General features: G+C 68.3%; 34 protein-coding genes. 27 read left to right on the plus strand and 7 right to left on the minus strand.

Annotated elements, in window-relative coordinates; translation table 11 throughout:
* Positions 1-10 precede the first annotated feature (10 nt).
* Complete coding sequence (locus M1K48_RS08460; protein WP_249454392.1) at positions 11-778, plus strand: histidine phosphatase family protein; 768 nt, start codon at positions 11-13, stop codon at positions 776-778.
* Positions 775-1,656 (plus strand): NAD(P)H-hydrate dehydratase, encoded by an 882-nt coding sequence (locus tag M1K48_RS08465; protein ID WP_249454396.1) that lies wholly within the window; start codon positions 775-777, stop codon positions 1,654-1,656. The genes M1K48_RS08460 and M1K48_RS08465 overlap by 4 nt, the downstream gene beginning before the upstream one ends.
* Here the strand turns inward: M1K48_RS08465 and pyk are convergent.
* A complete protein-coding gene (pyk, locus tag M1K48_RS08470; protein ID WP_249505217.1) occupies positions 1,653-3,107 on the minus strand; it encodes a pyruvate kinase in 1,455 nt (484 codons plus the stop codon). The two genes, M1K48_RS08465 and pyk, sit on opposite strands and share 4 nt — an antisense overlap.
* Positions 3,108-3,242: 135 nt before the next feature.
* Between pyk and M1K48_RS08475 the strand changes: the two genes are divergently transcribed.
* From M1K48_RS08475 to pal, 17 genes are all read left to right on the plus strand, one after another.
* Positions 3,243-3,485, plus strand: coding sequence for a DUF2312 domain-containing protein (locus M1K48_RS08475; RefSeq protein WP_249454399.1), 243 nt, complete (start codon positions 3,243-3,245; stop codon positions 3,483-3,485).
* Positions 3,486-3,517: 32 nt separating this feature from the next.
* Positions 3,518-3,835 (plus strand): YbjQ family protein, encoded by a 318-nt coding sequence (locus M1K48_RS08480; RefSeq protein ID WP_249454401.1) that lies wholly within the window; start codon positions 3,518-3,520, stop codon positions 3,833-3,835.
* 5 nt (positions 3,836-3,840) lie between these two features.
* The gene (locus tag M1K48_RS14415; protein WP_406696541.1) at positions 3,841-3,969 is read left to right on the plus strand and encodes a hypothetical protein; all 129 of its coding nucleotides are present in this window, start codon (positions 3,841-3,843) and stop codon (positions 3,967-3,969) included.
* A 98-nt stretch (positions 3,970-4,067) separates the two neighbouring features.
* A complete protein-coding gene (locus M1K48_RS14420; protein ID WP_406696543.1) occupies positions 4,068-4,409 on the plus strand; it encodes a DUF1003 domain-containing protein in 342 nt (113 codons plus the stop codon).
* A 32-nt stretch (positions 4,410-4,441) separates the two neighbouring features.
* Complete coding sequence (locus M1K48_RS08490; protein WP_249454403.1) at positions 4,442-5,185, plus strand: YebC/PmpR family DNA-binding transcriptional regulator; 744 nt, start codon at positions 4,442-4,444, stop codon at positions 5,183-5,185.
* Positions 5,186-5,195: 10 nt separating this feature from the next.
* Positions 5,196-5,684: a crossover junction endodeoxyribonuclease RuvC gene (ruvC, locus tag M1K48_RS08495; protein ID WP_249454407.1), complete on the plus strand. Its 489-nt coding sequence runs from the start codon at positions 5,196-5,198 to the stop codon at positions 5,682-5,684.
* Positions 5,685-5,805: 121 nt separating this feature from the next.
* On the plus strand, positions 5,806-6,399 hold the full coding sequence (ruvA, locus tag M1K48_RS08500; RefSeq protein WP_249454409.1) for a Holliday junction branch migration protein RuvA: 594 nt from the start codon (positions 5,806-5,808) through the stop codon (positions 6,397-6,399).
* 188 nt (positions 6,400-6,587) lie between these two features.
* Positions 6,588-6,776 (plus strand): hypothetical protein, encoded by a 189-nt coding sequence (locus M1K48_RS08505; RefSeq protein ID WP_249454410.1) that lies wholly within the window; start codon positions 6,588-6,590, stop codon positions 6,774-6,776.
* Complete coding sequence (locus M1K48_RS08510) at positions 6,766-7,206, plus strand: GFA family protein (protein WP_249454418.1); 441 nt, start codon at positions 6,766-6,768, stop codon at positions 7,204-7,206. The genes M1K48_RS08505 and M1K48_RS08510 overlap by 11 nt, the downstream gene beginning before the upstream one ends.
* Positions 7,206-8,231, plus strand: coding sequence for a Holliday junction branch migration DNA helicase RuvB (ruvB, locus tag M1K48_RS08515; RefSeq protein ID WP_249454420.1), 1,026 nt, complete (start codon positions 7,206-7,208; stop codon positions 8,229-8,231). The genes M1K48_RS08510 and ruvB overlap by 1 nt, the downstream gene beginning before the upstream one ends.
* A 12-nt stretch (positions 8,232-8,243) precedes the next feature.
* A complete protein-coding gene (locus M1K48_RS08520; RefSeq protein WP_249454422.1) occupies positions 8,244-9,377 on the plus strand; it encodes a DUF3089 domain-containing protein in 1,134 nt (377 codons plus the stop codon).
* Between the two features lie 59 nt (positions 9,378-9,436).
* Positions 9,437-9,901: a YbgC/FadM family acyl-CoA thioesterase gene (locus M1K48_RS08525; protein ID WP_249454432.1), complete on the plus strand. Its 465-nt coding sequence runs from the start codon at positions 9,437-9,439 to the stop codon at positions 9,899-9,901.
* Complete coding sequence (tolQ, locus tag M1K48_RS08530; protein WP_249454434.1) at positions 9,898-10,581, plus strand: protein TolQ; 684 nt, start codon at positions 9,898-9,900, stop codon at positions 10,579-10,581. Before M1K48_RS08525 ends, tolQ begins: the two co-directional genes overlap by 4 nt.
* A complete protein-coding gene (gene tolR, locus M1K48_RS08535) occupies positions 10,581-11,018 on the plus strand; it encodes a protein TolR (RefSeq protein WP_249454436.1) in 438 nt (145 codons plus the stop codon). Before tolQ ends, tolR begins: the two co-directional genes overlap by 1 nt.
* Positions 11,019-11,028: 10 nt before the next feature.
* Entirely contained in the window at positions 11,029-11,871 is an 843-nt protein-coding gene (locus M1K48_RS08540; RefSeq protein WP_249454438.1) for a hypothetical protein, read from the plus strand.
* 11 nt (positions 11,872-11,882) lie between these two features.
* Complete coding sequence (gene tolB, locus M1K48_RS08545) at positions 11,883-13,190, plus strand: Tol-Pal system beta propeller repeat protein TolB (RefSeq protein WP_249454442.1); 1,308 nt, start codon at positions 11,883-11,885, stop codon at positions 13,188-13,190.
* Positions 13,191-13,206: 16 nt separating this feature from the next.
* Positions 13,207-13,734, plus strand: coding sequence for a peptidoglycan-associated lipoprotein Pal (gene pal / locus M1K48_RS08550; RefSeq protein WP_249454444.1), 528 nt, complete (start codon positions 13,207-13,209; stop codon positions 13,732-13,734).
* Positions 13,735-13,814: 80 nt separating this feature from the next.
* On the opposite strand, the gene M1K48_RS08555 is transcribed toward pal, so the two are convergent.
* Positions 13,815-14,117 (minus strand): SEL1-like repeat protein, encoded by a 303-nt coding sequence (locus M1K48_RS08555; protein ID WP_249454446.1) that lies wholly within the window; start codon positions 14,115-14,117, stop codon positions 13,815-13,817.
* Positions 14,118-14,186: 69 nt separating this feature from the next.
* Positions 14,187-15,047: a pantoate--beta-alanine ligase gene (gene panC, locus M1K48_RS08560; protein ID WP_249454449.1), complete on the minus strand. Its 861-nt coding sequence runs from the start codon at positions 15,045-15,047 to the stop codon at positions 14,187-14,189.
* 69 nt (positions 15,048-15,116) lie between these two features.
* Here panC and M1K48_RS08565 point away from each other — a divergent pair, with 69 nt between their 5' ends.
* From M1K48_RS08565 to M1K48_RS08575, 3 genes are all read left to right on the plus strand, one after another.
* A complete protein-coding gene (locus M1K48_RS08565; RefSeq protein WP_249454451.1) occupies positions 15,117-15,899 on the plus strand; it encodes a division plane positioning ATPase MipZ in 783 nt (260 codons plus the stop codon).
* A 52-nt stretch (positions 15,900-15,951) separates the two neighbouring features.
* Complete coding sequence (pgmG, locus tag M1K48_RS08570) at positions 15,952-17,331, plus strand: phosphoglucomutase/phosphomannomutase PgmG (protein WP_249454452.1); 1,380 nt, start codon at positions 15,952-15,954, stop codon at positions 17,329-17,331.
* 78 nt (positions 17,332-17,409) lie between these two features.
* Positions 17,410-17,685 (plus strand): DUF4242 domain-containing protein, encoded by a 276-nt coding sequence (locus M1K48_RS08575; RefSeq protein WP_249454457.1) that lies wholly within the window; start codon positions 17,410-17,412, stop codon positions 17,683-17,685.
* A gap of 16 nt (positions 17,686-17,701) precedes the next feature.
* Here the strand turns inward: M1K48_RS08575 and M1K48_RS08580 are convergent, their stop codons facing one another.
* Together M1K48_RS08580 and M1K48_RS08585 are read right to left on the minus strand one after the other, a co-directional pair.
* Positions 17,702-18,187: a DUF411 domain-containing protein gene (locus tag M1K48_RS08580; protein WP_249454459.1), complete on the minus strand. Its 486-nt coding sequence runs from the start codon at positions 18,185-18,187 to the stop codon at positions 17,702-17,704.
* Between the two features lie 34 nt (positions 18,188-18,221).
* Complete coding sequence (locus M1K48_RS08585) at positions 18,222-19,226, minus strand: ligase-associated DNA damage response exonuclease (protein WP_249454462.1); 1,005 nt, start codon at positions 19,224-19,226, stop codon at positions 18,222-18,224.
* Between the two features lie 62 nt (positions 19,227-19,288).
* Between M1K48_RS08585 and M1K48_RS08590 the strand changes: the two genes are divergently transcribed.
* From M1K48_RS08590 to M1K48_RS08600, 3 genes are all read left to right on the plus strand, one after another.
* A complete protein-coding gene (locus M1K48_RS08590) occupies positions 19,289-19,486 on the plus strand; it encodes a hypothetical protein (RefSeq protein ID WP_249454464.1) in 198 nt (65 codons plus the stop codon).
* Positions 19,483-21,909 carry a ligase-associated DNA damage response DEXH box helicase gene (locus M1K48_RS08595; protein WP_257794179.1) on the plus strand — a complete coding sequence of 809 codons (2,427 nt, stop codon included), beginning with the start codon at positions 19,483-19,485 and terminating at the stop codon, positions 21,907-21,909. The genes M1K48_RS08590 and M1K48_RS08595 overlap by 4 nt, the downstream gene beginning before the upstream one ends.
* Positions 21,910-22,002: 93 nt before the next feature.
* Positions 22,003-22,266, plus strand: coding sequence for a hypothetical protein (locus tag M1K48_RS08600; protein WP_249454470.1), 264 nt, complete (start codon positions 22,003-22,005; stop codon positions 22,264-22,266).
* Here the strand turns inward: M1K48_RS08600 and M1K48_RS08605 are convergent.
* On the minus strand, positions 22,263-23,762 hold the full coding sequence (locus tag M1K48_RS08605; RefSeq protein ID WP_249454472.1) for a M20/M25/M40 family metallo-hydrolase: 1,500 nt from the start codon (positions 23,760-23,762) through the stop codon (positions 22,263-22,265). The genes M1K48_RS08600 and M1K48_RS08605 overlap by 4 nt on opposite strands.
* 69 nt (positions 23,763-23,831) lie before the next feature.
* Between M1K48_RS08605 and M1K48_RS08610 the strand changes: the two genes are divergently transcribed.
* Both M1K48_RS08610 and pdeM read left to right on the plus strand, forming a co-directional pair.
* Positions 23,832-24,287 carry a 3'-5' exoribonuclease gene (locus M1K48_RS08610; protein ID WP_249454475.1) on the plus strand — a complete coding sequence of 152 codons (456 nt, stop codon included), beginning with the start codon at positions 23,832-23,834 and terminating at the stop codon, positions 24,285-24,287.
* A 41-nt stretch (positions 24,288-24,328) separates the two neighbouring features.
* Positions 24,329-24,991: a ligase-associated DNA damage response endonuclease PdeM gene (pdeM, locus tag M1K48_RS08615; RefSeq protein WP_249454477.1), complete on the plus strand. Its 663-nt coding sequence runs from the start codon at positions 24,329-24,331 to the stop codon at positions 24,989-24,991.
* On the opposite strand, the gene pabB is transcribed toward pdeM, so the two are convergent.
* Positions 24,988-26,706 carry an aminodeoxychorismate synthase component I gene (gene pabB, locus M1K48_RS08620; RefSeq protein ID WP_249454479.1) on the minus strand — a complete coding sequence of 573 codons (1,719 nt, stop codon included), beginning with the start codon at positions 26,704-26,706 and terminating at the stop codon, positions 24,988-24,990. The genes pdeM and pabB overlap by 4 nt on opposite strands.
* Positions 26,707-26,739 lie beyond the last annotated feature (33 nt).

Here is a 26,739-nt window from a genome sequence, read left to right on the forward strand (position 1 = left end):
ATCCCACCACTTGCAGCCGACAAGCCACTGGCCCCAGCGCCTGTACCTCGTCCGCCACGGCCAGAGCCAGGGCAATGTCGCGCGCGACCGCTCGGAGGCCGAGGGGCTGGCGACCATCGGAATCGACATGCGCGACGTCGACGTGCCCCTGTCCGACCTCGGCCACCAGCAGGCCGATGCCGCCGGGCGCTGGTTCGCCGTCTTGCCCGAGGGCGAGAAGCCCGAGGTGATCCTCTCCTCGCCCTATCTTCGGGCCCGCCAGACCGCCCGCGCGATCTGCGAGGCGGGCGGGCTTGCCGGCGGCCGGGCCCGCACCGTCATCGACGAACGCCTGCGCGAACGTGAATTCGGAGTATTCGACGGCCTCACCGCGCTCGGCATCCGCCAAAATTATCCCGAGGAAGCCGCCCACCGCGCCCGGCTCGGCAAATTCTATCACCGTCCGCCCGGCGGTGAGAGCTGGGCCGACGTGATCCTGCGGCTGCGCTCGGCGATGAATTCGATCAACCTCCACTATAATGGGCGGCGCGTGCTGATCGTCTGCCACCAGGTGGTGGTGCTGTGCATGCGCTACGTGCTGGAGGAGTTGGAGGAGCACGACATCCTGGCGATCGACAAAGCGGCCGACATCCTGAACTGCGGGATCTGCGCCTTCGACTTCGAGGTGCAAGAGCTCGACTGCGCACCCAAGCTGGCGCTGTGGAACCATGCCGCCCCGCTCGAGGAGCAGGGCGCTCCGGTTACCGCCGCGCCCGACCAGATGGTGGGCAGCCGGTGAGCGAGCCGGTCGAGCTCGATCCCGACACCCTGAAGCGCTATCCGCTCCCGCCGATCGCCGGCGGCGACAAGGACGAGCGCGGTTCGATCCTGATCATCGCCGGCAGCCGCGAGGTGTCGGGCGCAGCGCTGTTGACCGCGATGGGCGCCATGCGCTCGGGGGCGGGTCGCCTGCAGATCGTGACCGTCGCCAGCGCCGCGCCGGGCCTGTCGATCTCGATGCCCGAAGCAATGGTCACCGGCATGGCCGAGGGCCGCGACGGCGGGTTCGCGCCCTCGACGGTCAAGCCGATCGCCGAGCGCGCCGCGCAGGCCGACGTGGTGGTCGCCGGCCCAGGCATGCGCGGCAACAAGTCGACCGAGGCACTGGCAGAGGCGCTGGTCGGCGGCGGCCAGCCGCTGGTGCTCGACGCTGCCCTCCTCCACGCGCTTCCCGCCCGGCGCGGGGAAGTGCAGCGGGCCGAGTGCCCGACCATCCTCCTTCCTCACTCCGGCGAAATGGCCAGCCTGCTCGGGTGTGATGAAGCGGAGGTCGACGCCGATCCCGTCGCCGCCGGCCGCCGCTGCACCGAGCGTTACGATTGCCTGACACTGGTCAAGGGCGTGCAAAGCCACATCGTTGCGCCTGACGGGCGCGCGTTTCGCTATCCGGGCGGCGGGCCCGGCCTCGGCGTCTCGGGATCGGGCGACACGCTGGCGGGGATCGTCGGCGGCCTGCTGGCCCGCCGCGCCGACCCGCTGGCCGCCCTGCTGTGGGGCGTGTGGTGCCATGGCGAGGCCGGACGCCGCTTGGGCGAGAGGATCGGCACCCTCGGCTTCCTGGCGCGCGAGATACCGGGCGAGGTGCCTGGAATCTTGCGCGACGGCGGAATGCTCTAGCTCACCCCGTAGTCATCGAGTTCGTCGCCGACCACCCGAACCACGTGCAGCACGTTGGTCGAGCCGGCCGTCCCGAACGGCACGCCGGCCATGATGATCACCCGCTGACCGCCCTCGGCTAGCTTGTGGCGGAGCACCATGCGCTTGGCCTTGCCGACCATCTCCTCGAAGCTGGCGACGTCACGGGTGTGGACCGCGTGGACGCCCCACACCAGGCCCATCCGGCGCGCCACGGTGCGGCTGGCCGTCATCACCAGCAGCGCCACCGGTCCGCGCTCCCGGGCGATGCGGCGGGCGATCGCGCCGGTCGAGGTATAGCAGACCATCGCCGCGACCTTGACCGTGTTGGCGATGTTGCCCGCGCTTTCAGCCAGCGCGTCGGCGGTATTGGGCTCGGCCGGGGTGGCGGTGAAGTGCACCCGCTCGGCATATTTGGGGTCGGCTTCGACCGAGCGGCCGATCCGGTCCATCATCGCCACCGCTTCGACCGGGAAGTCGCCGGCAGCGCTTTCGGCCGACAGCATGATCGCATCGGCGCCGTCGTAGATGGCGTTGGCGACGTCGCTCACTTCGGCCCGGGTCGGGGTCGGGGAGGTGATCATGCTTTCCAGCATCTGGGTAGCGACCACCACCGGCTTGCCGAGTTCGCGGGCGCGGGCGACGATCATCTTCTGCAGCGGCGGGACCGCTTCGGCCGGAAGTTCGACGCCGAGGTCGCCGCGCGCGACCATCACCGCGTCGGCATGCTGGAGGATGCCTTCCAGCCGCTCGATCGCCGCCGGCTTCTCGATCTTGACCATCAGCGCGGCGCGGTCGCCGATCAGCGCGCGCGCCTCCTCGACGTCTTCGGCCCGCTGGACGAAGCTCAGCGCGATGAAGTCGGCGCCCTGGCTCAACGCGAACTGCAGGTCGTCGCGATCCTTTTCGGTCAGCGCCGGGATCGGCACCAGCACGTCGGGGACGTTGACGCCCTTGTTGTTGCTGACCTTGCCGCCAACCTCGACGATGGTCTCGATCCGGTTGGCGGTCACCGCCGCGACCCGCAGGCGGATCTTGCCGTCGTCGATCAGCAGCTGGTCGCCTTCGCGGACCGCTTCGAACAGTTCGGGGTGCGGAAGCTCGACCCGCTTGGCCGATCCGGGCGCCTCGTCGGCATCGAGGATGAAGCGCGCACCGGTGTCGAGCTGCGCCGACCCGCCGTCGAAGCGACCGACGCGCAGCTTGGGCCCCTGCAAGTCGAACAAAATGCAGCTCGGACGCTTGTGCTCGACCTCGAGTGAACGAATCGTGTCCACCAGCTGCGCCTTGGCGGCCTGGTCGCCATGGCTCATGTTGATGCGAAAGGCGTCCGCCCCGCACGCCATCAACTTGGCGATCATTTCCCGGCTGCTCGAGGAGGGTCCCAAGGTGGCGAGAATCCTGACCTTGCGTCCGCGCGGTCCTACCGACATCGCCACCCACACTCCCGTTTCGTTTGCTGTTGCCGCCGAGCCATAGCGGGCGACGCTGGTTGTTCAACCGCTTGGCGCTCCCCCGTCGCTGGCCTAAGGGCGCCCCCGCATACTATTCATCGGGGAGGGAGAATCATGTCCGACGGCAACGTCGCGGCCGACCAGCTGCGCCTTTTGATCGAGCGCATCGAGCGTCTGGAAGAAGAAAAGAAGGGCGTCGCGGACGACATCAAGGACGTCTACGCCGAAGCCAAGGCTACCGGGTTCGACACCAAGACGATGCGCAAGGTCGTCGGCCTGCGGAAGATGGAAAAGCATGCCCGCGACGAAGCGGATGCCTTGCTGGAGACCTATCGCAACGCGCTCGGTCTGCACTAAGGTCGGCTGACCACCAGGGGGAGCTCAAGCCAATGATCATCACCACCACCTCGACGCTCGATGGGCGGCCGGTTCGCGACTATCTCGGCCTGGTCGGGGGCGAAGTGATTGTCGGCGCCAACGTCATCAAGGACGTGTTCGCCTCGGTCACCGACTTTCTCGGCGGCCGCTCGGGCGCCTACGAATCATCGATCCAGGAAGCCCGCGCCCAGGCGATGCAGGAAATGGAAGCATCGGCCCGACGGCTCGGCGCCGATGCGATCCTGGCGGTCGACTTCGATTATGAGGTGATCGGGAAGTCGGGCTCGATGCTGATGGTCTGCGCTTGCGGCACCGCGGTGAAGCTCTGAGCCAAATGGCCGGGCAGCCGCCTTCCCCAACTTTGGCGGAACGGCTGCTCCACGCCTCCGAGATCGACATCGGCGAGGAGGAACGGCTGTCCTCGCCGCCATCGCCGCCGGCACCGCCACCAGCCGCGATCTGAATGACGAGACCACGGCCCAGTCGAGCTTCGGCGAACGGCTGTCGGACCGGGTCGCGGCGGTTGGCGGCAGTTGGGCCTTTATCATCGGCATTGCGGCGGTGCTGCTGTCCTGGATGCTGCTCAACAGCGAGGTGCTCAATCGCTTCGGGCGGGCATTCGACCCCTACCCCTTTATCTTCCTTAATCTCCTGCTCTCGACGCTGGCCGCGGTGCAGGCGCCGATCATCATGATGAGCCAGAATCGACAGGCCGCCAAGGACCGGCTGGCGGCACAGCTCGACTATGAGACCAACCTTCGGGCCGAACTCGAACTGCTGCGACTGCATCACAAGGTCGACGAGCTGCTAGCCGCCCGGGGGGAGCGCCATTTCGAGGCACTGCACCGCAAGATCGACCTGTTGCTGTCCGCCAAGATTGAGCCTGACGGCCAAGCTGGCTAGAGGCTCTGCCACATCTTCCAAGCGGGACACCCATGGCCGGCCATTCCAAATTCAAAAATATCATGCACCGCAAGGGGGCGCAGGACAAAAAGCGCTCGGGCATGTTCTCCAAGCTCAGCCGCGAGATCACCGTCGCGGCCAAGATGGGAATGCCCGATCCCGACATGAACCCGCGCCTGCGCGCCGCGGTCAATGCCGCCAAAGCGCAGTCGATGCCCAAGGACAATATCCAGCGCGCGATCGACAAGGCGAGCAAGGGCGACGCGGAGAATTACGAGGAAGTCCGCTACGAGGGCTATGGCCCCAATGGCGTGGCGATCATCGTCGAGGCGCTGACCGACAACCGCAACCGCACCGCCACCAACGTCCGCACCGCCTTTTCCAAGAACGGCGGCAATCTCGGCGCGAGCGGAAGCGTGGCCCACGGCTTCGAGCGGCTTGGCCTGATTGAATATTCCGCCGCTGTCGGCGACGAGGACAAGGTGATGGAGGCCGCGATCGAAGCCGGCGCCGACGACGTCCAGAGCGACGAGGACGGCCACCAGATCTGGACCCAGCAGGACGGGATGCACGACGTCGCAAAAGCGCTCGAAGCGGCGCTCGGGCCCGCGGACGCGGTCAAGCTGGCATGGAAGCCGACCCTCAACACCGAAGTGTCGGGCGAGGCGGTGGCGACCCTGATGAAGCTGGTCGACGCACTTGAGGACGATGACGACGTCCAGACCGTGTGGGGCAATTACGACATTTCGGACGACGAACTGGCGAAGCTCGGCTAAGCCCGGGGCGGTGATCATCCTCGGCCTCGACCCCTCGCTGTCGTCGTGCGGGTGGGGGATCATCCGGGCCGAGGGCAACCGCCTGACCCACCTCGCCAACGGGCAGATCAAGACCAAGGCCAGCCTTCCGCTGGCGACCCGGCTGGCCGAGCTGGCCGGGGCGCTGGAAGCGATCGTCCTCGAACACCAGCCGGCTGCCGCCGCCGCCGAGGAAGTATTCGTCAACAAAAACCCGGCGTCGACCCTCAAGCTCGCCCAGGCGCGCGGGGTGGCGTTGATGTGCGCGGCGCGCGGCGGGCTGGAAGTCGGCGAATATGCCCCTTCGGTGGTCAAGAAGGCGGTGGTCGGCAGCGGCGGGGCGTCCAAGGACCAGGTCCATGCGATGGTCGCGATGCTGCTGCCAGGCGCCACGATCGCTGGCGAGGATGCGGCGGACGCACTGGCGGTGGCGATCACCCACGCCCATCATCTCGCCAGCGCGCGGCGCGGCATACGTTGAAGGCTTTTCAGGCATCGTTCGTGCTGAGCGAAGTCGAAGCACCCTCGCGCTAACGCCCTTCGACTTCGCTCAGGGCGAACGAGAGGTTTGCGCTGGCTGCGACCTGTTCTAATCCAAACCGATGATCGCCCGCCTTGCCGGCACCCTTGCCGAACTTTCCGCCGACAGCGCCGTGATCGACGTGCGCGGGGTCGGCTATCTCGTGCTGGCGAGTGGCCGGACGCTGGGCTCGCTCCCGGCCGTCGGCGGCGACGTCATCCTGCTGACCGAGCTCCAGGTCCGCGAGGACAGCATGACCCTGTTCGCCTTCGGCTCGGCCGCCGAGCGTGAGGCGTTCCGCCAATTGACGAGTGTGCAGGGCGTCGGCGGCCGGCTGGCGCTGGCGATCCTCACCATCCTCTCGCCCGACGAGCTGGCCCGTGCCGTCTCGGCAGGCGACAAGGCAATGATCGCGCGCGCCAGCGGCGTCGGTCCGAAGCTCGCCCAACGCATCGCGCTCGAATTGCAGGGCAAGCTCGGGCTTCCGGCAGCGCTCGGCCCGGGCACCCCTGCTGCGGCCAATCCGGCCACCAACGACGCACTGTCCGCCCTTGCCAATCTCGGCTTCAAACCCGCCGAAGCCGCCCAAGCCGTCGCCGCCGCCGCGGAGGAACTGGGTCCCGACGGAACGCTCGACGCGCTGGTCCGCCTCGCCCTGCGAAAGGCGGCGAAGTGAGGTTCGCTGGAACCCTTGGTAACACGCGACTGGCGCTCCTCGCTTGCTACGCCCTCGCCATTGCGATCCTCCAGCTGATGGTAGGATCGCCGCAGAATCCCTCGTGGTGGCTCGCCTTCTTACCCTTCTTCGCGTGGACTATCGCGCCCATCGCCGTTCCGCTTGCAGGGCGTGGCACTGGTTGGTTCGTGACTATAGGAGTCGGACTTCTCGCCGCGATCTCGCTCTACCTGTACGGAACGACGATGCTGGGATCGGATCAAAGCTCGACCGCTGCGCTGATCTTCATCTTTCTGCCCTTGTATCTTTGGGTCGGCGTGGCGTTCGTCTTCCTCATCGACTGGCTGTCTCGAGTAGGCAAACACAATGGCGTCTGACCCCGACCGGAACGACCGGGACGAGCACCGCGCCTCCTGCCGCTGCGGCAAGCTGACAGCGGTCGCCTCGGGCGATCCGGTGCGCGTGTCGGTCTGCCATTGCCTCAATTGCCAGAAGCGCACCGGAAGCGCGTTTGCGATGCAGGCCCGGTGGCCGGGCGACCGGGTAACAACGAGCGGCAATCCAGGCGTCTTCCGCAAGGTCGGCGACAGCGGCAATTGGGCCGACTTTCACTTCTGCCCCGACTGCGGCTCCGACGTCTGGTTCGTGAATGGCGGGCCGACGCTGCACCCCGCGGCGGCCGACAGCATTGCCATCCCGCTCGGCGCCTTCGACGATCCGCATTTCGCCACCCCGCAATTTTCGGTGTTTGAGAGCCGCAAGCACGAATGGCTTGAGATTAACGGGCCAGGGATCCACCACGACTGATGGCCACCGATCCCGACCGCATCACCACGCCCGAGCGTACGGCCGAGGACGTCGACGCGGCGCTTCGTCCCAAGCGGCTCGACGAATTCGTCGGCCAGCAGGCCGCGCGCGAAAATCTGCGCGTGTTTATCGCTGCCGCCAAAGCCCGCGGCGAGGCGCTCGACCATGTGCTGTTCTTCGGGCCGCCCGGGCTCGGCAAGACCACCCTGGCGCAGATCGTCGCGCGCGAGATGGGGGTCGGCTTCCGCGCCACCTCGGGCCCGGTGATCGCCAAGTCGGGCGATCTCGCCGCGTTGCTGACCAACCTCGAGGACGGCGACGTCCTGTTCATCGACGAGATCCACCGCCTCAATCCGGCGGTCGAGGAAGTGCTCTATCCGGCGATGGAGGACCGCGCGCTCGACCTCGTCATCGGCGAAGGTCCCTCGGCGCGCTCGGTGCGGATCGACCTGCCGCGTTTCACCCTGGTCGGGGCGACCACCCGGCAGGGGCTGCTGACGACCCCGCTGCGCGACCGCTTCGGGATCCCGGTGCGCTTGAACTTCTACACCGTGCCCGAGCTCGAACTGGTGGTCCGCCGCGCCGCCAGCCTGCTCGGCGCGCCGGTCACCGAGGATGGCGCGCACGAGATCGCCCGCCGCAGCCGCGGCACCCCGCGCATCGCGGGGCGACTGCTACGCCGGGTCCGCGACTTCGCGCATGCCGCCGGGGCGGACAGCATCGACATGGCGGCCGCCGACCGCGCGCTGAGCCGCTTGGAGATCGACGCGCTTGGGCTCGACGCGATGGACCGCCGCTACCTCCACATGATCGCCGACCTCTACGGCGGCGGGCCGGTCGGGGTGGAGACCCTCGCCGCGGGCCTCAGCGAGCCGCGCGACACGATTGAGGACGTGATCGAACCCTACCTCATTCAGCTCGGCCTCATCGCCCGCACCGCACGCGGACGTTGCCTGAACGGCAAGGCCTGGACCCACCTTGGCCTGATGCCGCCTTCAGGCACCCCGAACGGACTTTTCGACTAGGGAAATCGCTGGATGTCGCTTCTGCTTGCCCCCTTGCTCCTTGGCGCCGCCCAGGCTGCCGCGGCGCCGCCCCCGCCTGTCACCACTTCGTCCGCGCTCGGCTATGGCTATGACGCCTCGTGGCTATGCCTTCCCGGCCGCGCCGACAGCTGCTCCACCCCGCTGGCGACGACTGCGCTGACCCGGCAGGGCTATGGTTCGAGCGGCCAGGTGCGGCCGGCGGCCAGCCCCAGGCTCGACTGCTTCTACGTCTATCCGACCGTCAGCCAGGATCGCGGGCTCAACAGCGACCTTGCCCCGAACGAGGAACGATCGGCGGCGGCGTCGCAGTTTGCCCGCTTCGCCAGCGTGTGCCGCCCGTTCGCCCCCGTTTATCGCCAGATGACCACCTCCGCGATCGGCGCGGCGGCGCTGGGCCGGGATATCCGCCCGGCCTTCAACGTCGCATATGGCGACGTACGCAGCGCCTTTCGCAACTTCCTCGGCCGGACCCGCGGCCGCCCGTTCGTGCTGGTCGGGCACAGCCAGGGCAGCTGGCACCTGCAGAAGCTGATTGCCGAGGAAATCGAGGGCAAGCCGGCGGCGCGGCAAATGGCGCTGGCGATCATCCCCGGCTACAATGTGCTGGTCCCTGCCGGCAAGCTGGTCGGCGGCACCTTCAAGTCGACGCCGCTGTGCACCCGCGCAGGCCAGCGCGGCTGCGTCGTGACCTACGTCTCCTACCGCACCAACAATCCGCCGCCGCCGGGCGCGCTGTTCGGCTATGCCCCGGCGTCCGGCATGACGGTGGCCTGCACCAATCCCGCGGCGCTGGGCTCGCGCGGCTGGGCCAATCTCGACAGCTATTGGTACACCCGCCTGACCACCGCCGTGCCCGGAGGCCCGATCCGCTGGTCGACCGAGGGCGCACCGCCGACCCCCTATCTGCGCACCGAGAGCCTGGTCTCGGGCCGCTGCGTCAACGACGGCCAGCGCGGCTATCTGGAGCTTCGTACCAACGTCACCCCAGGCGCCAAGTGGACCGACCGGATCGGCGGCGAGGTTGGAATTGGCGGTCTGTTTATTCCCGGCTGGGGCATGCACCTCGCCGACATCTCCGCGCCGCAGGGCGACTTGTTGCGATTGGTCGAGGCTGTCGCGGGCTAAAAACCCAGTCGCCCCAAGCGGGGTTCACGCCCGAGTCCTGCCCCGCTAGAGCCCGGGCCATGACGTCATCGTTCGACCAGCCCTATCGCGGCGGCTTCGTCGGGTCCGAGCATCGCTTCGCCCTGACGGTCTATTTCGAGGACACCGACACCGCCGGAATCGTCTATTACGCCAATTACCTGAAGTTCATGGAGCGCGCCCGCTCCGACATGCTGCGCGCCGCCGGGATCGACCAGCGCGGCACGCTGGAGGCGGGCACCGGGGTCTATGCGGTGGCAGAGGCCAACGTCCGCTACCTTCGCCCCGCCAAGCTTGGCGATGACCTGCTGATCGTCTCCACCGTCGAGGAGGTCCGCGCCGCATCCGTCCGGATTCAGCAACGAGTCATCCGGGCTGGCGAGACTCTGGCAGAGGGGCGGATTACCGCCGCTTTTCTCACGCCAGACGGCCGCCCAACACGGCAGCCGCGCGAGTGGGTCAAGCGGTTTGAGGAGATCCGCGCTGCAACAAAGGAAAGTGAATGACGGCACCCGCCGCCGATTTGATGAGCCCACTCGCCCTGTTCCTCCACGCCGATATCGTGGTGAAGGCGGTGATGATCGGGCTCCTGCTTGCCAGCGTGTGGACTTGGGGGATCATCATCACCCATGCCCAGCGCCTCAAGCGGATCAACCGGGACACCCAGGCCTGGGAAAACGATTTCTGGGCGGCGAAGGACATCGACGCCCACCACGAGGCGCGCGGCAAGGACGATGTCCCGAGCGCGCGGATCGTCACCGCCGGCCTCAAGGAATGGCGCCACAGCGTCGGGCTATCCACCACCGACCGGAGCGGCGCGCGTGAGCGGTTGACGACGGTCATGGGCGCCGAGGTCGAGCAGGAACTCGACCGCCTGTCCGATCGCCTCAACATCCTCGCCACCGTCGCCAGCTCGGCGCCTTTTATCGGCCTGTTCGGGACGGTGTGGGGGATCATGCGCAGCTTCACCGCCATTGCCGGGGCCAACAACACCAGCCTCGCGGTGGTCGCGCCGGGTATCGCCGAGGCGCTGTTCGCCACCGCCATCGGCCTGTTCGCAGCGATCCCCGCGCTGATCGCCTATAACCGCCTGACCCACGGGCTAGACCGGCTGGAAGCGCGGCTGAACCGCTTCGCCGACCGCTTCCACGCGACGCTGAGCCGCGAATTGGAGCGCGACGGCTGATGGGCGCGTCGGTCGGCAACCGGAGGCGCGGCGGACGGCGCGCGCCGATGGCCGAGATCAACGTCACGCCGTTGGTCGACGTGATGCTGGTGCTGCTGATCATCTTCATGGTCACCGCGCCCCTGCTCGTCGCCGGCGTTCCGGTCGACCTGCCGGAAAGCCGTGCCGCGGCGCTCGATAGCCAGGTCAAGCCGGTCCAGATCAGCCTCGACGGCGAGGGCCGGATCTTCATCGACGACACGCAAGTCGCCGAGCCGGCATTGGCCCAGCGCCTCGCCGCCATCGCTGCCGAGCCGGCACCCGAGGAAGGCCGCCGCATCTACCTGCGCGCCGATCGCGGGCTGGATTACGGGCGGGTGATGCGGGTGATGGGCGAATTGAATCGCGCCGGGCTCAACCGCGTCGCGCTGGTCAGCACCGCCGAGGGCGGCCAGTGAGGGTCGGCAGGTGAGAGTCGATAGCGGCGAGGCCAAGGGCACGGCTGCGGCCCTGCTGCTGCACGCCGTCCTGATGGTGGCGCTGACGACCAGCCTGGCCAAGGTCCCCAACACGCCCGAACCGCCGCCGGTCCAGGTCGAATTCGTCGACAGCGACGAGGTGGCGCTGACCGCCGCCGCCCCTACCCCCGCGACTCCGCCGCCCGCCGCGCAGGCGCCCGCGTCCGAGCCAACGCCCGTACCGCCCCAGCCGCAGCCCCAGCCGGCGCCGCTCGAGCAGGCGCCGCCGCCCCCGCTTCCCTCCCCGATGGCGCGTCCAGCGCCCGCGCCGGTGCCGCGCCCCCTGCCCCCGCGCCCGGCTCCGCCGCGCCCCACCGTGGCGCGGCCCCAGCCCGCTCGACCCGCCCCGGCCCAGCCCCGCCCCGCGCCGCCACGCCAGTCGCGGATCGGCGATGACTTTTTGCGCGGCATCCCCTCCAACCGCGACCTTGCCCCGCGCGAGGCCGCGGAAGGAGCGGCGACGTACAATGCGGCGGCCAAGGCCAGCGTCAACGACGCGATCCTGCGTCAGATAAGGCCCTGCGCGGCGCGGCAGCCCACCCTCGGCCCCGGCGCCGACCGGATCCGGGTCGTGGTCAACCTCCGGCTCGATCGTTCGGGCAAGCTGTCGCGCCCGCCGGCCCTGGTCCGCACTTCGGGGGTGGACGAGGACAATGCCAAGTTCGAGGATCTCGCCTATGACCAGGCGGTGGCGGTGTTCCGCGCCTGCTCGCCCTTGCGCCTGCCGGCGGAGCTGTACAGCACACCGCAAGGCGGCTGGGGCAACATCAACCTGACCTATGCCGCGAAATGAGGACGCCCGCGATGAAGCCTGAAATGCTGTTGGCCATGACGGCGCTGATCGCGAGCCCGGCGCTCGCCCAAAACGAACCGCCGCCGGTCGACGTCGAAGTAACCAGCGGCGGTGTCACGGGTGCGACCTCGATCGCCGTGCCGCCGATGCCGACCGAGGGCGGCGCCGAAATGGCGCTGGGCCGCAACATCGCCGGGGTGATTGCCTCGGGCCTCAGGACCAGCGGCCGGTTCGCGCCGCTCGGGCCGGGCGGACTGCCCAATTACAGCGTTCCCCAGGCCGAGGCCCCTGCGTTCGGCGACTGGCGCGGGCTCGGCGCGCAGCAGCTGGTCACCGGCTTCGTTCGCCCGGCGGGACCCGGCCAGATCACCGTCGGCTGCTATCTGTACGACGTCGGCGCCGGACGCGAACTGGTCCGCCAGGGTTATCAGGTCACCACCGACAACTGGCGCCGCGCGGCCAACAAGTGCGCCGATGCCATTTACTCGCGCCTGACCGGAGAGGGCGGGTTCCTCGACACCCGCGTGGTGTTCGTCGCAGAGACCGGCCCCAAGAACAACCGCCAGAAGCGCATCGCGATCATGGATTCGGACGGCGCCAACCTGCGCTACCTGACCGAGGGCGAGGCGACTGTAGTCACCCCGCGCTTCTCCCCCGATGGACGGCGCCTTGCCTACACCAGCTACCAGGGTCGCCGTGCGCGGGTATGGGTGCTGGACATCGCTACCGGCACCAAGCGCCTGCTGGTCCCCGGGCTGGCGCTAACCAGCGCGCCGCGTTTCTCGCCCGATGGCAATCGCATCGCCTATGCGCTGTCGGCCAATGGCAACACCGACATCTGGGTCGCCAATGCCGATGGCAGCGGGGCGCCACAGCGCCTGACCAGCGCGCCGGGGATCGACACTGCCCCCAGCTATTCGCCCGACGGACGCCGGATCGTGTTCGAAAGCGACCGCGGCGGATCGCAGCAACTGTACGTGATGGACGCCGACGGTTCGAACCAGCGGCGGATCAGCTTCGGCGGACCGGCCGGCTCACCCGCCTGGAGCCCGCGCGGTGACAGGATCGCCTTCGTTCGCGTCGGCTCGTTCCGGATCGGCGTGATGAATGCCGGCGGCGGGGGCGAGCAGACGCTGACCGACGGCTGGCAGGACGAAAGCCCGAGCTGGGCCCCCAACGGCCAGTTCGTGATGTTCAATCGCTTTACCCGTGACGGGCGCTCCAGCCTGTTCGCGGTCCCGGTCGGTGGCGGCACTGCCCGCCGCCTCCCCACCCCGCAGGATGGCTCGGACCCGAGCTGGTCCCCCCTGCAGCGCTGACAAGGAGAAAAAACCCATGCGCGCCAAACTGATCGTCGCTTCCACCCTGGCCCTCAGCCTCTCGCTGACCGCCTGCGGCCGCCGCCAGCCGCCCGCGACCACGCCTCCGGCCCAGACCGGTCCGACCGACCCCGCGGCCGGCACGGGCGCCACCAACGACGATGTCGGGTTGGTCGAACTGCCCGGCAGCCAGGCCGCGATGGTCGCCGCGGCGGGGTCGGACACCATCTATTTCGGGACCGACAAGTCGGACGTGTCGGCCGACGCGCAGGCGACGTTGACCGCGCAGGCGCGCTGGATGCTCGCCAATCCCAATGTCCGCGCCTCGGTCGAGGGCCATGCCGACGAGCGCGGCACCCGCGAGTATAACCAGGCGCTGGGTGAGCGGCGCGCGCAGGCCGCCAAGTTGTTCCTGATGGCACAGGGCGTGCCGGAAGCGCGTCTGCTGACGATCAGCTGGGGCAAGGAGCGCCCGGTCGCCAACGGGACGGACGAAAGCGCCTGGGCCCAGAACCGCCGCGCCGTGACGGTGGTGGTGCGCTGATCCTGTTCCCCTGCGAAAGCAGGGGCCAGTGTTTCAGTCCGTAGAAACGTATTTGGGATCCTACTTTCGCAGGAGAACAATCAAGCTGCTGCGCGTGCGCCGCGACCGGTGATCGCCAGCCATGCCCGCGCCGCCTTTTGCGCTTCGGCGATCTCGCGCGCGGACATCTCGACGCTGATCTCGGCGCGGCAGGCTTGGCCGCGGGTGCAGCCGCCCAGCGCGGCGAGGTTGAACCATTTGTGCGCTTCGACCAGGTCGACGTCGGCACCGTTGCCGGTCGAATAGGTCACGCCAAGCTCGAACAGCGCATTCACATCACCGCTTTCCGCATCGCGCAAACGGCTGAGAAGAAGGAACTCCGCACCCTTTTGACCAATTGCCATGTCTTGAACTCCCCTGTTTCGTTGCAGGCAAGCTCCCCCGTGCGGGCTATCAAAAGGTTAATGCGGTAATTACCATCCTACCTGTTGCTCCAAAGTGACAGGTATATTGTCGATCAGGCGCACCCCGCCGAGGCTCGCGGCGGCCAGCAGGCGCATCGGTTCGCGTGCGCTTTCAAGGGGTTCGAGGCTGTCGGCATCGACCAGCGCGATATAGTCCACACCGGAGAAGCCTCCTGCCCGCAATGCGGCCGTGGCCCGCTCCAGCGCCGCTGCGATCGGTCGACCGGCGGCGATTTCCGTGGCGGCCTCGTTCAGGGCCCGCGAAAGGGCGAGCGCCTGCCCGCGATGATCGGCTGACAGAAGCGCGTTGCGCGAAGACATCGCCAGCCCGTCTGCCTCGCGCACCGTCGGGTGGCCGAGGATCGTGACACCGATCCCAAGGTCGCTCTCGACCCGCCGGATCACCGCCAGTTGCTGCCAATCCTTTTCACCGAAGATGGCGTGGGTCGGCCGCACCGCCAGCAGCAGCTTGGCCACCACCGTCGCCACCCCGTCGAAGTGGCCCGGGCGATGCTCGCCCTCCCACCTGTCGCTCACTCCGCGCATCGAAATGCTGGTCGCGAAGCCTGGCGGGTAGAGCTGGTCGGGCGTCGGCATCCAGACGAGGTCGCACCCGGCTGCTTCCAGCTTGGCGAGGTCGGCCTCCTCCGTCCGCGGATAGCGGGCGAGGTCCTTGGGATCGTTGAACTGTAGCGGATTGACGAAGATGGTCGCCGCCACATGGTCCGCGTGGGCCCGCGCCTCGGCGACCAGCGCCAGATGCCCGTCATGCAGCGCGCCCATAGTCGGCACCAGCGCCAGCGTGTCGCCGCTGCCACGAAGCCCCGCCACCGCAGGCTTCAGCGCCGTCAGCTCACGGATGATTTGCACCGCCGATTCCCCCGGTTTACTTGGGTTGCAGAATGACGCGCCTCTGGCGCTACGCGGGGAAGAAACCAAGTGACGAGCCCACATTTCATCGTCTTCGCCAACGAAAAGGGCGGCACCGGCAAGTCGACCACGGCCGTGCACACCGCCGTGGCGCTGGCCGCCGCCGGCCATCGGGTCGCCGCGCTTGACCTCGACCAGCGCCAGCGGACCACCACCCGCTATCTCGAGAACCGCACCGCGACCGTCCGCCGCCTCGGCACCGACTTGCCGCAGCCCGTGTTCCAGGTGCTCGAGGACCAGACCGAGGAAGCGCTTGACGCTGCGATCGCCGACCTCGCTAAGGATGCCGACATCCTGGTAATCGACACCCCGGGCCGCGACGACCCGGTCGCCCGCGCCGCCATCCTCAAGGCCGACACGTTGGTCACCCCGATGAACGACAGCTTCGTCGACCTCGACCTCATCGGGCAGGTCAATCCCGACACCTTCAAGGTGACCAAGCCGAGCTTCTATGCCGAGCTGATCTGGAACAGCCGCACCGCGCGGGCCAAGACCGCGGGCAAGAGCGTCGACTGGGTGGTCCTGCGCAACCGCCTCCAGCATATCGGCAGCCACAACCAGCAGCGCGTCGGCGCGGCGATGGACGAGCTTGCCCGCCGGGTCGGTTTCCGGGTCATCCCTGGCCTCTCCGAGCGCGTCATCTACCGCGAGCTGTTCCCCAAGGGGCTGACCCTGCTCGACCTCAAGCAGATCGGCGACGCCGGGATCGCCCACATCGCCGCGCGGCAGGAGCTGCGCGAGATGGTCGCCGGGCTCGGCCTGCCCGGTGCCGAAGCCGCCAAGGCCGCCTGATCTTTCGCAAGCAGCCCGCAACCTTCCTCACCTCTCCTCGTTCGGGGGCGTAATGACCCATAGCTTCGATCCCACCATCCTCCGCGAATATGACATCCGCGGCATTGTCGGCCGCACCCTGCACGAGGAGGACGCCTATGCACTTGGCCGGACCTTCGCGGCGCAGGGGCAGGAGATGGGCGCGAAAAAGCTCGCCGTCGGCCGCGACGGGCGCGAGCATTCGCCGCGGCTGGAGGAAGCGCTGATCCGCGGCCTGACCGAAGGCGGGATGGACGTGGTCCGGGTTGGCCAGGGGCCCTCGCCGATGCTCTACTGGGCGGTGTCGGAGCTCGATGTCGACGGCGGCATCCAGATCACCGGCAGCCACAATCCGGCCGACTATAACGGTTTCAAGATGCTGCTTCCGGGCGGCAGCGTCTTCGGCGCAGCCATCAAGGCGCTCGGCGCCCGCGCCGCCGAAGGCCGGTGGAGCGAGGGCCAGGGCCAGGTGACCGACGAGGACGTGATGGACCGCTACGTCCACCGCCTCGTCGAGGACTTTAAGGGCGGCGAGTATCGGATCGGCTGGGACGCCGGCAACGGTGCCGCGGGCCCTGCGCTCGGAAAGCTGATCAAGCTGCTGCCGGGCGAGCATCATACCCTCTTCACCGACGTCGACGGCCGCTTCCCCAACCACCATCCCGACCCCACGGTCGAGAAGAACCTCGAGCATCTCAAGGCGCTGGTGCGCGAGAAGAACCTCGATTTCGGCATCGCGTTCGATGGCGACGGCGACCGGATCGGCGCGGTCGATGGCCAGGGCCGAGTCGTCTGGGGCGACCAGTTGCTGATGATCCTTGCCGGCCCGGTCCTCCAGGAGCATCCGGGCGCGACCATCATCGCCGACGTCAAGGCCAGCCAGACCCTGTTCGACCGCATCGCCGAGATGGGCGGCAAGCCCTTGATGTGGAAGACCGGCCACAGCCTGATAAAGTCGAAGATGAAGGAAACCGGCGCGCCACTGGCGGGCGAGATGAGCGGCCACATCTTCTTCAAGCACCGCTGGTACGGCTTCGACGACGCCCTCTACGCCTCGGTGCGGCTGATCGAGGCGCTCGCCGCAGCGGGCAAGAGCCTGACTCAGATGCGCGACGAGATGCCGACCTCGGTCTCCACCCCCGAACTCCGCTTCCCGGTCGACGAAAGCCGCAAGTTCGCGGTGATCGAGGAGGTTCGCGACCGCCTTTCGGCCGACGGCGCCACCGTCGACGCGACCGATGGCGTGCGGGTCAACACGCCTGAGGGCTGGTGGCTGCTGCGCGCGTCCAACACCCAGGACGTGCTGGTCGCCCGCGCCGAAGCGACCGACCAGCGCGGGCTCGACCTGCTGGTCACCGAAATCGACCAGCAGCTGGCGCTGTCCGAGATCGAACGGACCGAGGGCGATCACTGACCGACAGGCGGCTCGACTGGACTTCACCCTCGACCTGCTGCAGTTTTCCGCTACTTTCACTTAGCGAAAGGTCGGATCATGCCGGACTATGTAATCGAGCGTGACATGCCTGGGGCGGGCCAGCTCGGTCCCGCCGACCTCAAGGGCGCGTCGCAGCACAGCTGCTCGGTGATCAAGGACCTCGGCCCCGATATCGAGTGGGTTCAGTCCTACGTCACCGACGACAAGATCTACTGCGTCTACCGCGCGCCCGACGAGCAGCTGATCCGCGACCATGCTGAGCGGAGCGGCTTCCCCGCCAATCGCATCTCACAGGTGCGGGCGATGATCGATCCGAGTACCGCGGAGGGCTGACGGCCCCTCAGCTGGCTCAGCCCAGGCGGCGCGTTCGGCCGGCGGCGTCGAACAGGGTGAGATTGAGCGGGTCCTTTGCCCCGTCCGCGGTCTCCATCCCCGGCGACCCGCGCGGCATGCCCGGCGCGGCGATGCCGATGACGCCCTTGGGCCGGCGCGCCAGCAGCGTCCGGATCGCATCGGCCGGGACGTGTCCCTCGACCACCAGTCCGCCGACCACGGTCGTGTGGCAGCTCTGGGCCGCCTCGGGCACCTTCAGGCGCTTCTTGACCGCCGCCATGTCGTCCGACTCGCGAAGCGTCACCGCGAAGCCGGCCTTTCGCATGGCATCGACCCATTTGGTGCAACAGCCGCAGGTCGGGCTGCGCCAGGTGGTCATGGCGGTCGGCGCGGCGGCGAAGGCAGGCGCGGCGAGCACCGCCGCCCCGGTGGCAGTCAGTCCCAGCAGCTGGCGGCGGTTCAGCGGAGAAGCGATGTCGATCATCGCGCGACCATGACTCAACTCACCTCGCCTGTCGATGAACGGCGAGCACCCTTCAGCCATCGTCCTCGTCGTCGTCATAGCCGACCATGTTTAGTTCGCGCGCCTTGATCTGGCGGGTCATGCACCAGTGCATCAGTGCATCCTCGCGGCCGTGAGTGATCCACACCTCCTTGGGCGCAATTTCGAGGATGGTGTCGGTCAGTTCGCCCCAGTCGGCATGGTCGGAGATGATCAGCGGCAGTTCGACATTCTTCTGCCGCGCGCGCTGGCGAATGCGCATCCACCCGCTCGCCGCGGCAGTGATCGGGTCGGGCAGCCGCCGGCTCCAGCGGTCGTTGAGCGCACCGGGCGGGCACAGCACGAGGTGGCCCATCATCTCCTTCTTGTCGGTGCCGGCAACCAGCCGAAGCTCGCCCAGGTCGATACCCTGATCGACGTACAGGCTGCACAGCCGTTCCAGCGCGCCGTGGAGGTAGATCGGCTGATGGTGCCCGCGTCGCCGCGCTTCGGCGATCACCCGCTGCGCCTTGCCCAGCGCATAGGCGCCGACCAGTACGCAGCGGTCGGGATTGTCGGCCAGCCGGGCGAGCAACCGGTCGATCTCGCCTCCGGTCTCGGGATGGTGGAACACCGGCAGGCCGAAGGTCGCCTCGGTAATGAAGATGTCGCATTTGACCGGCAGGAAGGGCTCGCAGGTCGGGTCCGGGCGCCGCTTGTAGTCGCCCGACACCACCACCCGCTCGCCCTTCCAGTCGAGGATGATCTGCGCGCTGCCGAGCACATGGCCGGCCGGCACGAAGCTCACCTCCACCTCGCCGACCGTGACGCTCTGGCCGTAAGCCACCTCGCAGCCATTCTGGTCGCCGTAGCGCACCCCCATGATCGCCAGCGTCTCAGGCGTTGCCCACACCGTGCCGTGCCCACCGCGGGCGTGGTCGGCGTGGCCGTGGGTGACCAGGGCGCGCTCCTGCGGCTGCGAGGGATCGACCCACGCGTCGGCCGGCCGCACGTATATCCCCGTCGGATGGGGCACGATCCAGGAACCTAGGCGCGGCATGGCTCTTATACGGAAGTGACAGGCGGACGGTTCCGCACGCATAATGAAATGAGGGTGGCTACATGGCCGAAGGCAGCAACGTGAATTACTGGAGCCTCGTGACGATCGTCGGGCCGATCCTGCTGGTCGTGGTAATGGCCTGGGTGTTCCTCAAGAACAAGAAGAGCAAGGTTGACCCGGAGATCACCGAGCGCGGGACGCGCGATGTCTATGCCGCCGAGCAGCGCGAGCATGAGCAAGACGGCAAAAGCGGCCTCTGACCGCCCCTGACCTCCCCCCGGTTGTCTCGTCCTGGTTCGAGGGCCGGGGCTGGCAACCCCGCCGACACCAGCTGGAGATGCTCGAGCGCGCCCGCGCCGGCCGCCACGCCCTGCTGGTGGCGGCGACCGGCGCCGGCAAGACGCTGGCCGGGTTCCTGCCGACCATCTGCGAGCTGGCCGACAACCCGGCCGAGGGCCTCCACACCCTTTACATATCGCCGCTTAAGGCACTGGCGGTCGACGTCCAGCGCAACCTCCTCGACCCGATCGGGGAGATGGGGCTGCCGATCCGCGTCGAGACCCGCACCGGCGATACCCCGTCCGACCGCAAGGCGCGGCAGCGGGCGAAACCGCCGCAGGTGCTGCTGACCACGCCGGAAAGTCTCAGCCTTTTGCTGTCCTATCCCGACAGCTTCCAGATGTTTGCCGGGCTCAGGACCATCGTGCTGGACGAGATCCACGCCTTCGCCCGCGACAAGCGCGGCGACCTCTTGGCGCTCGCCCTCGCCCGGCTGCAGCGGATCGCGCCGAACCTGCGCCGGGTCGGGCTGTCGGCGACGGTCGCCGACCCCGACGCCTATCGCAGCTGGCTCGCGCCCGATGCCGACATGGACGAGGTAGACGTGGTTCTGGGAGCCAAGGGCGCCGAGCCACAGCTCGACATCCTGCTGCCCGAAAACCGCGTGCCGTGGTCGGGCCATTCGGGCCGTTACGCCGCCAAGCAGGTCATGGCCGAGATCGAGAAGCACAAGACGACCCTGGTCTTCTGCAACACCCGCGGCCTCGCCGAACTGATCTTTCAGGACCTGTGGAAGGTCAACGATGCCGGGCTGCCGATCGGGGTCCATCACGGCAGCCTGGCGCTCGAAGCTCGCCGCAAGGTGGAGGCGGCGATGGCCGATGGGCGGCTGCGGGCGTTGGTCTGTACCAGCTCGCTCGACCTCGGCATCGACTGGGGCAATGTCGACCTCGTCATCCAGATGGGCGCGCCAAAGGGATCGTCGCGCCTGCTGCAGCGGATCGGACGCGCCAACCACCGCCTCGACGAGCCCAGCCACGGCACCATCGTCCCCGGCAACCGCTTCGAATATCTCGAAGCCCGCGCCGCGCTCGACGCGGTCGAAGCAGGCGAGCTCGACCCCGAGATCTTCCGCCCCGGCACGCTCGACACCTTGGCTCAGCACATCCTCGCCTGCGCCTGCGCCGCGCCGTTCAAGGAGAGCGAGTTGCTGACCGAGATCCGCTCCGCCGCGCCTTATGCGGGCCTCACCGACGCGATCTTCGCCAGCGTGCTGAGCTACATCGCCACCGGCGGCTATGCCCTGCGCGCCTACGACAAGTTCCGCCGCCTGGTGGAGGAGCCCGCCGGCTCGGGCCACTGGCGGATCACCCGGCCCAATGTCGCGGTCCAGCACCGGATGAACGCCGGGATCATCGTCGACAATCCGATGCTCGACGTCCGCTTCAAGAATGGCCGGATGCTCGGCCGGGTCGAGGAGGGCTTCGCCTCGACGCTGAGCCCCGGCGACCATGTGTTCTTCGCCGGACTCAGCCTCGAGGTGCTGCAGTTCAAGGATAGCGACATCCTGGTCCAGGCCTCGTCCAAGGAGGCGCGGCTGGTCACCTATGGCGGCCAGCGGATGAGCATGACCACCCACCTCGCCGACCGGGTCAAGGTGATGCTGTCCGACCCCTCCGACTGGCACCGCTTCCCCGACGATGTGCGCGAATGGCTGGAGGTGCAGCAGCGCCGTTCGCGCCTGCCTCAGCCCGACGAACTGCTGGTCGAGACCTTCCCCCACGAGGGCCGCCACTATCTCATCATGTACAGCTTCGAAGGCTGGAACGCGCACCAGAGCCTCGGCATGCTGGTCACCAAGCGGATGGAGAAGATGGGGCTGAAGCCCCTGGGATTTGTCGCCAACGATTATGCGCTGTCGGTCTATGGGCTCGAGCCGATTGGCGACCCCGCGCCCTTGCTTTCCCCCGACATTCTGGAGGGCGAGTTCGTCGAATGGGTCGAGCAGTCGATGCTGCTGAAGCGCGCCTTCCGCGAGGTGGCGGTGATCGGCGGGCTGGTCGAGCGCCAGCATCCCGGCAAGCGCAAGACCGGCAAGCAGGTCAGCTTCTCGACCGACCTCATCTACGACGTGCTGCGCAAATATGAGCCCGAGCACCTGCTGATGCGCGCCGCGTGGGACGATGCGCGGGCGCGGATGACCGAGCTCGGCCGCCTCGCGCGGCTGGTCGAGCGCGCGGCGGCGCAGATGGTCCACGTCCACTTGTCACGGGTCACCCCGATGGCGGTCCCGCTGATGGTGGTGATCGGCCGCGAAGCGCTGCCGAGCGGCGCCAGCGCCGACGAGGCTTTGCTGGTCGAGGCCGAGAGCGCGATTGCCGAACTGGCGATGCGGGAGGATTAGCTCCCCTGCGAACGCAGGGGCCCAGTGCCTTTTTCGCGCTGGCCTGAAGAAACCGGGCTCCTGCTTTCGCAGGAGAACGGTTACACTCCCCCCATGCGCATCCTGCCAGTCCTGCTCCTCGCCCCAGCCCTCTCCGCCTGCGCGGTGGCGAGCACCGCGGTCGACGTCGTCACCCTGCCGGTCAAGGCCGTGTCGGCTGGGGTCGATGCCGTCACCACCAGCCAGTCCGAAGCCGACGAGAAGCGCGGCCGGGCGATCCGCAAGGAAGAGGAACGCCTCGGCCGCGAACGTCGCGAGCTCGAAGCGCGCTGCCGCAAGGGACGCGCGCGGCCCGAGGACATCTGCCCGCCGCGCTAGCGCCGGCCGAGTTTCGCCACCTCGTAGAGATAATCGACGTAGAGCATCGCCGCCTCGTCGATTCCCGCCACCTTGGGATTGGCCGAGCGGATCAGGAACCATTCGTTCGGAGCATGGGCGCCATTGCCGCGGCCGATCCCGAACTGCCCGGTCGGCAGGTTGAGCGGCGCGCCGTTGAAAACCACGCCCGGCCAGCTGCCGGCGTTGCGCGGGGTTAGCGTGTAAGGGATGCCGGCCCGCTCGAAGACCTTTTTCTGGGCCTGGATGAAGGGGCTGTTCTCGTCGGTCTGGTTTGGCCCGTAGCCGCCGCTCACCACCACCTTCACATCGTCGAACCCGCGCTTGGCGAGGTGCGCCTTCAATTTCGTGACGACCTCGTCCTCGGTCATGTCGGGGACCAGCCGGAATTCGAGCTTGGCCTCCGCCCGGCCGGGCAGCACGGTCTTGCCGCCGACCCCGGTGTAGCCGCTGACCAGCCCCTGGATGTTGACCGTCGGCTGGCTGAGGAAGCGCTCCGAGCTGGTCTGGTAATCCTCGTTGCCGATCCACTTGCCGACGCCCAGCGCACGCTTGACCTCGCCCTCGTCGGTGGCCGCGACCCGCTGCGCGATCAGTTCCTTCTGGCGGGCGGTGAGCGGCTTCACATTGGCCATGAAGCCGTCGATCGCCGGGGTGTGGCCGTCGTCGGCGACCAGGCTGTCGAGCGCCTTGACCAGCCGCCACGCTGGGCTCTCGATCCGCGCGTGATTGCTCGAATGGACGTCGAGCTTGGGATATTTGTCGCTGGTCTCGCCGCCGACGATCAGCTGGAATTCGACCGCCCCCTTGGCGCCCAGCGTGATCCCCGATTGCCCGTCCTTGTCCTGGCTGGCGGCCGGGATGAACACCCCGACGGTCTTCTTCAGCGCCGCGGCGACCTCCGGATCGGCGACGATCGCCGGGAAGTTGGGCGAGGCGATCTCCTCCTCGCCCTCGGCCACCAGCACCAGATTGACCGGCAGTTTGCGGCCGCTCGCCTTCATTGCCTGCAGCGCCGCCAGGAAGGCCATCTGCGGCCCCTTCTGGTTGACAGCGCCGCGGCCCATGATCACCTGCCCCTCGCCCGGCCGGTCGACCAGCCGGCCTTCGAGCGGCGGGCTCGACCATTCGGCGGGGTCGAACTGCTTCACATCGTACATGAAGTAGATGCCGAGCGTGACCGGAGCGCCCGCATCCAGCGTCGCAAACACGCCGGGCACGCCGCCCGACGGCACCACCCGCGCCTTTTGGAAGCCGGCGTCGAGCGCCAGCCGCCGCATATAGTCGGCGCCCTCGGCAACGTTGCGCTTTTCCGCGGCGATGGTCGGCAACGCGATCCATTCCTGCAGCGCCTTGACCGTCGCGTCGTGGCGGCTCGCCACGACCTTGGCGAGGTCGGCCCGGCCGGGGGTCTGCGCCGCAGCAGGCGCGGCAATCGCGGCGGCAGTCGCGGCAAGGCTCATCATGGTCAGGCGCATTGGTCATTCCCCCATCAGGTTTGGCGGGAGACTGGCGCGGCCGCGCTTCCTCGTCCAGAGCCTGCGCGCATGCGTTACTTCCTAGACTGCGAATTCGACGGCTTCGGCGGGGCCTTGCTCAGCCTGGCGCTGGTCCCCGACGACGACAGCGAGGAATATTATGCGATCGTCGAGCACGAACGCCCGTGCATCGACTGGGTCGAACGTCACGTCATCCCCTATCTCGACACCGTGCCGCTGGCGCTGAAGGCGCAGCCGCAGCCCGCCGCCGACGTCGCCCGCGAGCTGTCGCGCTGGCTGAGCCCGTTCGAGGAAGTCGAGATCGTCGCCGACTGGCCCGACGACATCGCCTATTTCTGCAAGGCGCTGATGACCGGCAACGGGCAGATGGTGACGGTGCCGCCGATGACCTTCCGGCTGCTCAACCTCGCCGGCTTCTCCACCGCCCGCAACAGCGCGGTGCCGCACAACGCCCTGCACGATGCGCGGGCGCTTCGCGACCATGTGGTGAACCGCGGCTACTAAGTCGTTGCCACGGAATCAGAAGTCGGGCTAAGCGGCCCGGGATGGTTCCCCTTTCGTTCGCCGGACGTGCGTTTCTCGCCGATCCCCAGGGTGCGCTGTGGTGGCCGGAGCGGCGCGCTTTGCTGGTCGCCGACCTCCATCTCGAAAAGGCCAGCTGGTATGCCAAGCTCGGCCAGTTCCTGCCGCCCTACGACAGCCAGGCGACGCTCGCCGCGCTGACCGAGGTGGTCGACCGCACGGGGGTCGAGCGGCTCTACTGCCTCGGCGACAGCTTCCACGACAAGTTCGGCTGCGACCGCCTGCCCGAAGCGGCCCGGGCGATGCTGCTGGCACTGACCGCCCGGCTCGACTGGACCTGGATCCTCGGCAACCACGACCCCGGCTTCGCCGACCATTGCGGCGGCACCCTGATGGAGGAGGTCGAGGTCGACGGCCTGATCCTCCGCCACGAGGCCGACATTCGCGATCCGCGCCCCGAGCTGTCGGGCCATTATCATCCCAAGCTTCGTCTTCATGTGCGCGGCCGCAAGGTCAGCCGCCGCTGCTTCGTCGCGAGCGGCGCCAAGCTGATCCTGCCCGCCTTCGGCGCACTGACCGGCGGGCTCGATGCCGGGCACAAGGAGATCCTGCGCAAGGTCGGCACGCCGGCCGCGGCGCTGGTGCCGATCAAGGACCGGCTGCTGAGCTTCCCGCTCGCCGCCTAGTCGGCCAGGCGCGCCTCGACCAGGCCGCGCAGCATGTTGCCGAGCAGGAACCCGCCCGCCAGGTCCTCGCGGCGCAGATCGCCCTCGACCGCCTTGCCCTCGGCAATCAGTTTGTCGCGCAGGATGCCCGGGATCAGCCCGCGGGCCAGCGGCGGGGTGACCAGCATCCCGTCGTCGCGTTTCACGAATAGCGAGGTGAAGCTGCCCTCGGTCAACCGGCCGTCGGGATCAGCGAAAATCACCTCGTCGGCACCGCTGTTGATTCGCGCCTCGTCGTAGAAGGCGCGGTCGGTGGTCTTAAACCTCAGCCGGTAATCATCGGTCGCGACCGGCAGCGGCACGATCTTGACCCTGGCGGGCTCGGTCCGGGCCCGCGGGATCGCCCGCACCTCCACCGCCATCACCCCGGTCGGCGACAGCAGGAGGCGCGCGGTGGCGGGCGTACGGCGGCCGAAGGTCGCGGCCTGCAATTCGTTGCGGGCGGCATGGCGGTTGAAGCGGAACTGCAGCGCCTCGGCCGACGCCCCCAGCCGATCGAGATGACGGTCGAGTTCGATGACGCCTTCACCGGGATCGAAGCGCATCGTCTCGATCAGGTCGATCGCCGGGCGGTCACGCGTCACGAAGGCTCCCTTGGACTGGCACTCGACCCATTCATCGGCGGCATCCGAGTCGACGACAAGCCCGGAACCGAGCCCGAGAGTCGCCTCATGCACATTTTGTGCAACCTCGAGTGTCCGGATCATGACGTTGAATGCAGCATCGCCGCCCGGCTCGATCCATCCCGCCGACCCGCAATAAGCACCGCGCGGGTGCGGCTCGAGCTCCCGCAGCGCCTTCATCGCCGCCACCTTGGGCGCGCCCGTCACCGATCCGCAGGGGAAGATGGTTCGCAGCACGTCGACCGCGTCGAGCCCGGATTGGAGCCGCGCGGTCACCCGGCTGACCATCTGGGTGACGGTCGGATAGCGCTCGATCGCGAATAGTTCTGGCACCGCTACGCTGCCCGGCTCCGCCACACGCGCCAGGTCGTTGCGGAGGAGGTCGACGATCATCAGATTTTCGGCCCGGTTCTTGGCGTCTTCGGTCAGCACCTCAGCGGCGGCGTCGGGGGCCGCTGTGCCTTTCATCGGCCTGGCTTCGATCACGCCGTTGCGCAGGGTGAAGAATTGCTCGGGGCTGAGGCTCAGCAGCCAGCCGCCCGGATGCCGGATCAGCGCCCCCCAGCCCATCCGCGACGCCCGTCGCATCCGGGCATAGAGCGCCGCCGGATCGCCGCAGAAGGGCACCTTGTTGGGAAAGGTCAGATTGACCTGGTAATAGTCGCCGGCGCGCAACTGCTCGTGGACCGTGTCGACCGCCGCAACATACTCGCCCCGGCTCCATTGCGGCTCTGGTGCGCCGTTCCAGCCACTGGCGGGTTCGGGCAACACAGCCTCCGCGTCCACCGTCTCGAACCCGTCGAACAGCCCGAACCACAGGAGGGGCCCGTCGCCCTGCCGCGCCCCGGCCAAGGCCGGGTCCAGCGCATAGCCTGCTTCGTAAGTGAGGAAGCCGGCAGCATGTTTTCCGGCCCGAACCGCCGCCTGCAGCGCGTCGAGCGCGGGCAGCACCTCCTCCAGCCGGTCGGCGCGCACCTCGCCGACCAGGCGCCGGTACAGCCGAGCGGGGCCGCCCGCCCGGGCATCGTCGAACAAGAGAAATGGCGCTTCCACGGTTCAGGCCATTGCAAGCGCCGCGCCGGTTCG

The sequence above is a fragment of the Sphingomonas glaciei genome, from assembly GCF_023380025.1.
GTDB classification, from domain to species: Bacteria; Pseudomonadota; Alphaproteobacteria; order Sphingomonadales; family Sphingomonadaceae; genus Sphingomicrobium; species Sphingomicrobium glaciei.

Bases quoted from the DNA above. Each gene is read 5' to 3' on its own strand.
- M1K48_RS08475 (WP_249454399.1), top strand. From the start codon at position 3,243: ATGTCCGACGGCAACGTCGCGGCCGACCAGCTGCGCCTTTTGATCGAG.
- M1K48_RS08590 (WP_249454464.1), top strand. From the start codon at position 19,289: ATGGCCGAAGGCAGCAACGTGAATTACTGGAGCCTCGTGACGATCGTC.
- pal (WP_249454444.1), top strand. From the start codon at position 13,207: ATGCGCGCCAAACTGATCGTCGCTTCCACCCTGGCCCTCAGCCTCTCG.
- M1K48_RS08520 (WP_249454422.1), top strand. From the start codon at position 8,244: ATGTCGCTTCTGCTTGCCCCCTTGCTCCTTGGCGCCGCCCAGGCTGCC.
- tolQ (WP_249454434.1), top strand. From the start codon at position 9,898: ATGACGGCACCCGCCGCCGATTTGATGAGCCCACTCGCCCTGTTCCTC.
- M1K48_RS08480 (WP_249454401.1), top strand. From the start codon at position 3,518: ATGATCATCACCACCACCTCGACGCTCGATGGGCGGCCGGTTCGCGAC.
- ruvA (WP_249454409.1), top strand. From the start codon at position 5,806: ATGATCGCCCGCCTTGCCGGCACCCTTGCCGAACTTTCCGCCGACAGC.
- pdeM (WP_249454477.1), top strand. From the start codon at position 24,329: ATGGTTCCCCTTTCGTTCGCCGGACGTGCGTTTCTCGCCGATCCCCAG.
- M1K48_RS08605 (WP_249454472.1), bottom strand. From the start codon at position 23,762: ATGCGCCTGACCATGATGAGCCTTGCCGCGACTGCCGCCGCGATTGCC.
- M1K48_RS14415 (WP_406696541.1), top strand. From the start codon at position 3,841: ATGGCCGGGCAGCCGCCTTCCCCAACTTTGGCGGAACGGCTGCTCCAC.
- tolB (WP_249454442.1), top strand. From the start codon at position 11,883: ATGAAGCCTGAAATGCTGTTGGCCATGACGGCGCTGATCGCGAGCCCG.
- M1K48_RS08575 (WP_249454457.1), top strand. From the start codon at position 17,410: ATGCCGGACTATGTAATCGAGCGTGACATGCCTGGGGCGGGCCAGCTC.
- pgmG (WP_249454452.1), top strand. From the start codon at position 15,952: ATGACCCATAGCTTCGATCCCACCATCCTCCGCGAATATGACATCCGC.
- M1K48_RS08555 (WP_249454446.1), bottom strand. From the start codon at position 14,117: ATGGCAATTGGTCAAAAGGGTGCGGAGTTCCTTCTTCTCAGCCGTTTG.
- pyk (WP_249505217.1), bottom strand. From the start codon at position 3,107: ATGTCGGTAGGACCGCGCGGACGCAAGGTCAGGATTCTCGCCACCTTG.
- M1K48_RS08510 (WP_249454418.1), top strand. From the start codon at position 6,766: ATGGCGTCTGACCCCGACCGGAACGACCGGGACGAGCACCGCGCCTCC.
- M1K48_RS08585 (WP_249454462.1), bottom strand. From the start codon at position 19,226: ATGCCGCGCCTAGGTTCCTGGATCGTGCCCCATCCGACGGGGATATAC.
- M1K48_RS08610 (WP_249454475.1), top strand. From the start codon at position 23,832: ATGCGTTACTTCCTAGACTGCGAATTCGACGGCTTCGGCGGGGCCTTG.
- M1K48_RS08490 (WP_249454403.1), top strand. From the start codon at position 4,442: ATGGCCGGCCATTCCAAATTCAAAAATATCATGCACCGCAAGGGGGCG.
- M1K48_RS08525 (WP_249454432.1), top strand. From the start codon at position 9,437: ATGACGTCATCGTTCGACCAGCCCTATCGCGGCGGCTTCGTCGGGTCC.
- tolR (WP_249454436.1), top strand. From the start codon at position 10,581: ATGGGCGCGTCGGTCGGCAACCGGAGGCGCGGCGGACGGCGCGCGCCG.
- ruvB (WP_249454420.1), top strand. From the start codon at position 7,206: ATGGCCACCGATCCCGACCGCATCACCACGCCCGAGCGTACGGCCGAG.
- M1K48_RS08600 (WP_249454470.1), top strand. From the start codon at position 22,003: ATGCGCATCCTGCCAGTCCTGCTCCTCGCCCCAGCCCTCTCCGCCTGC.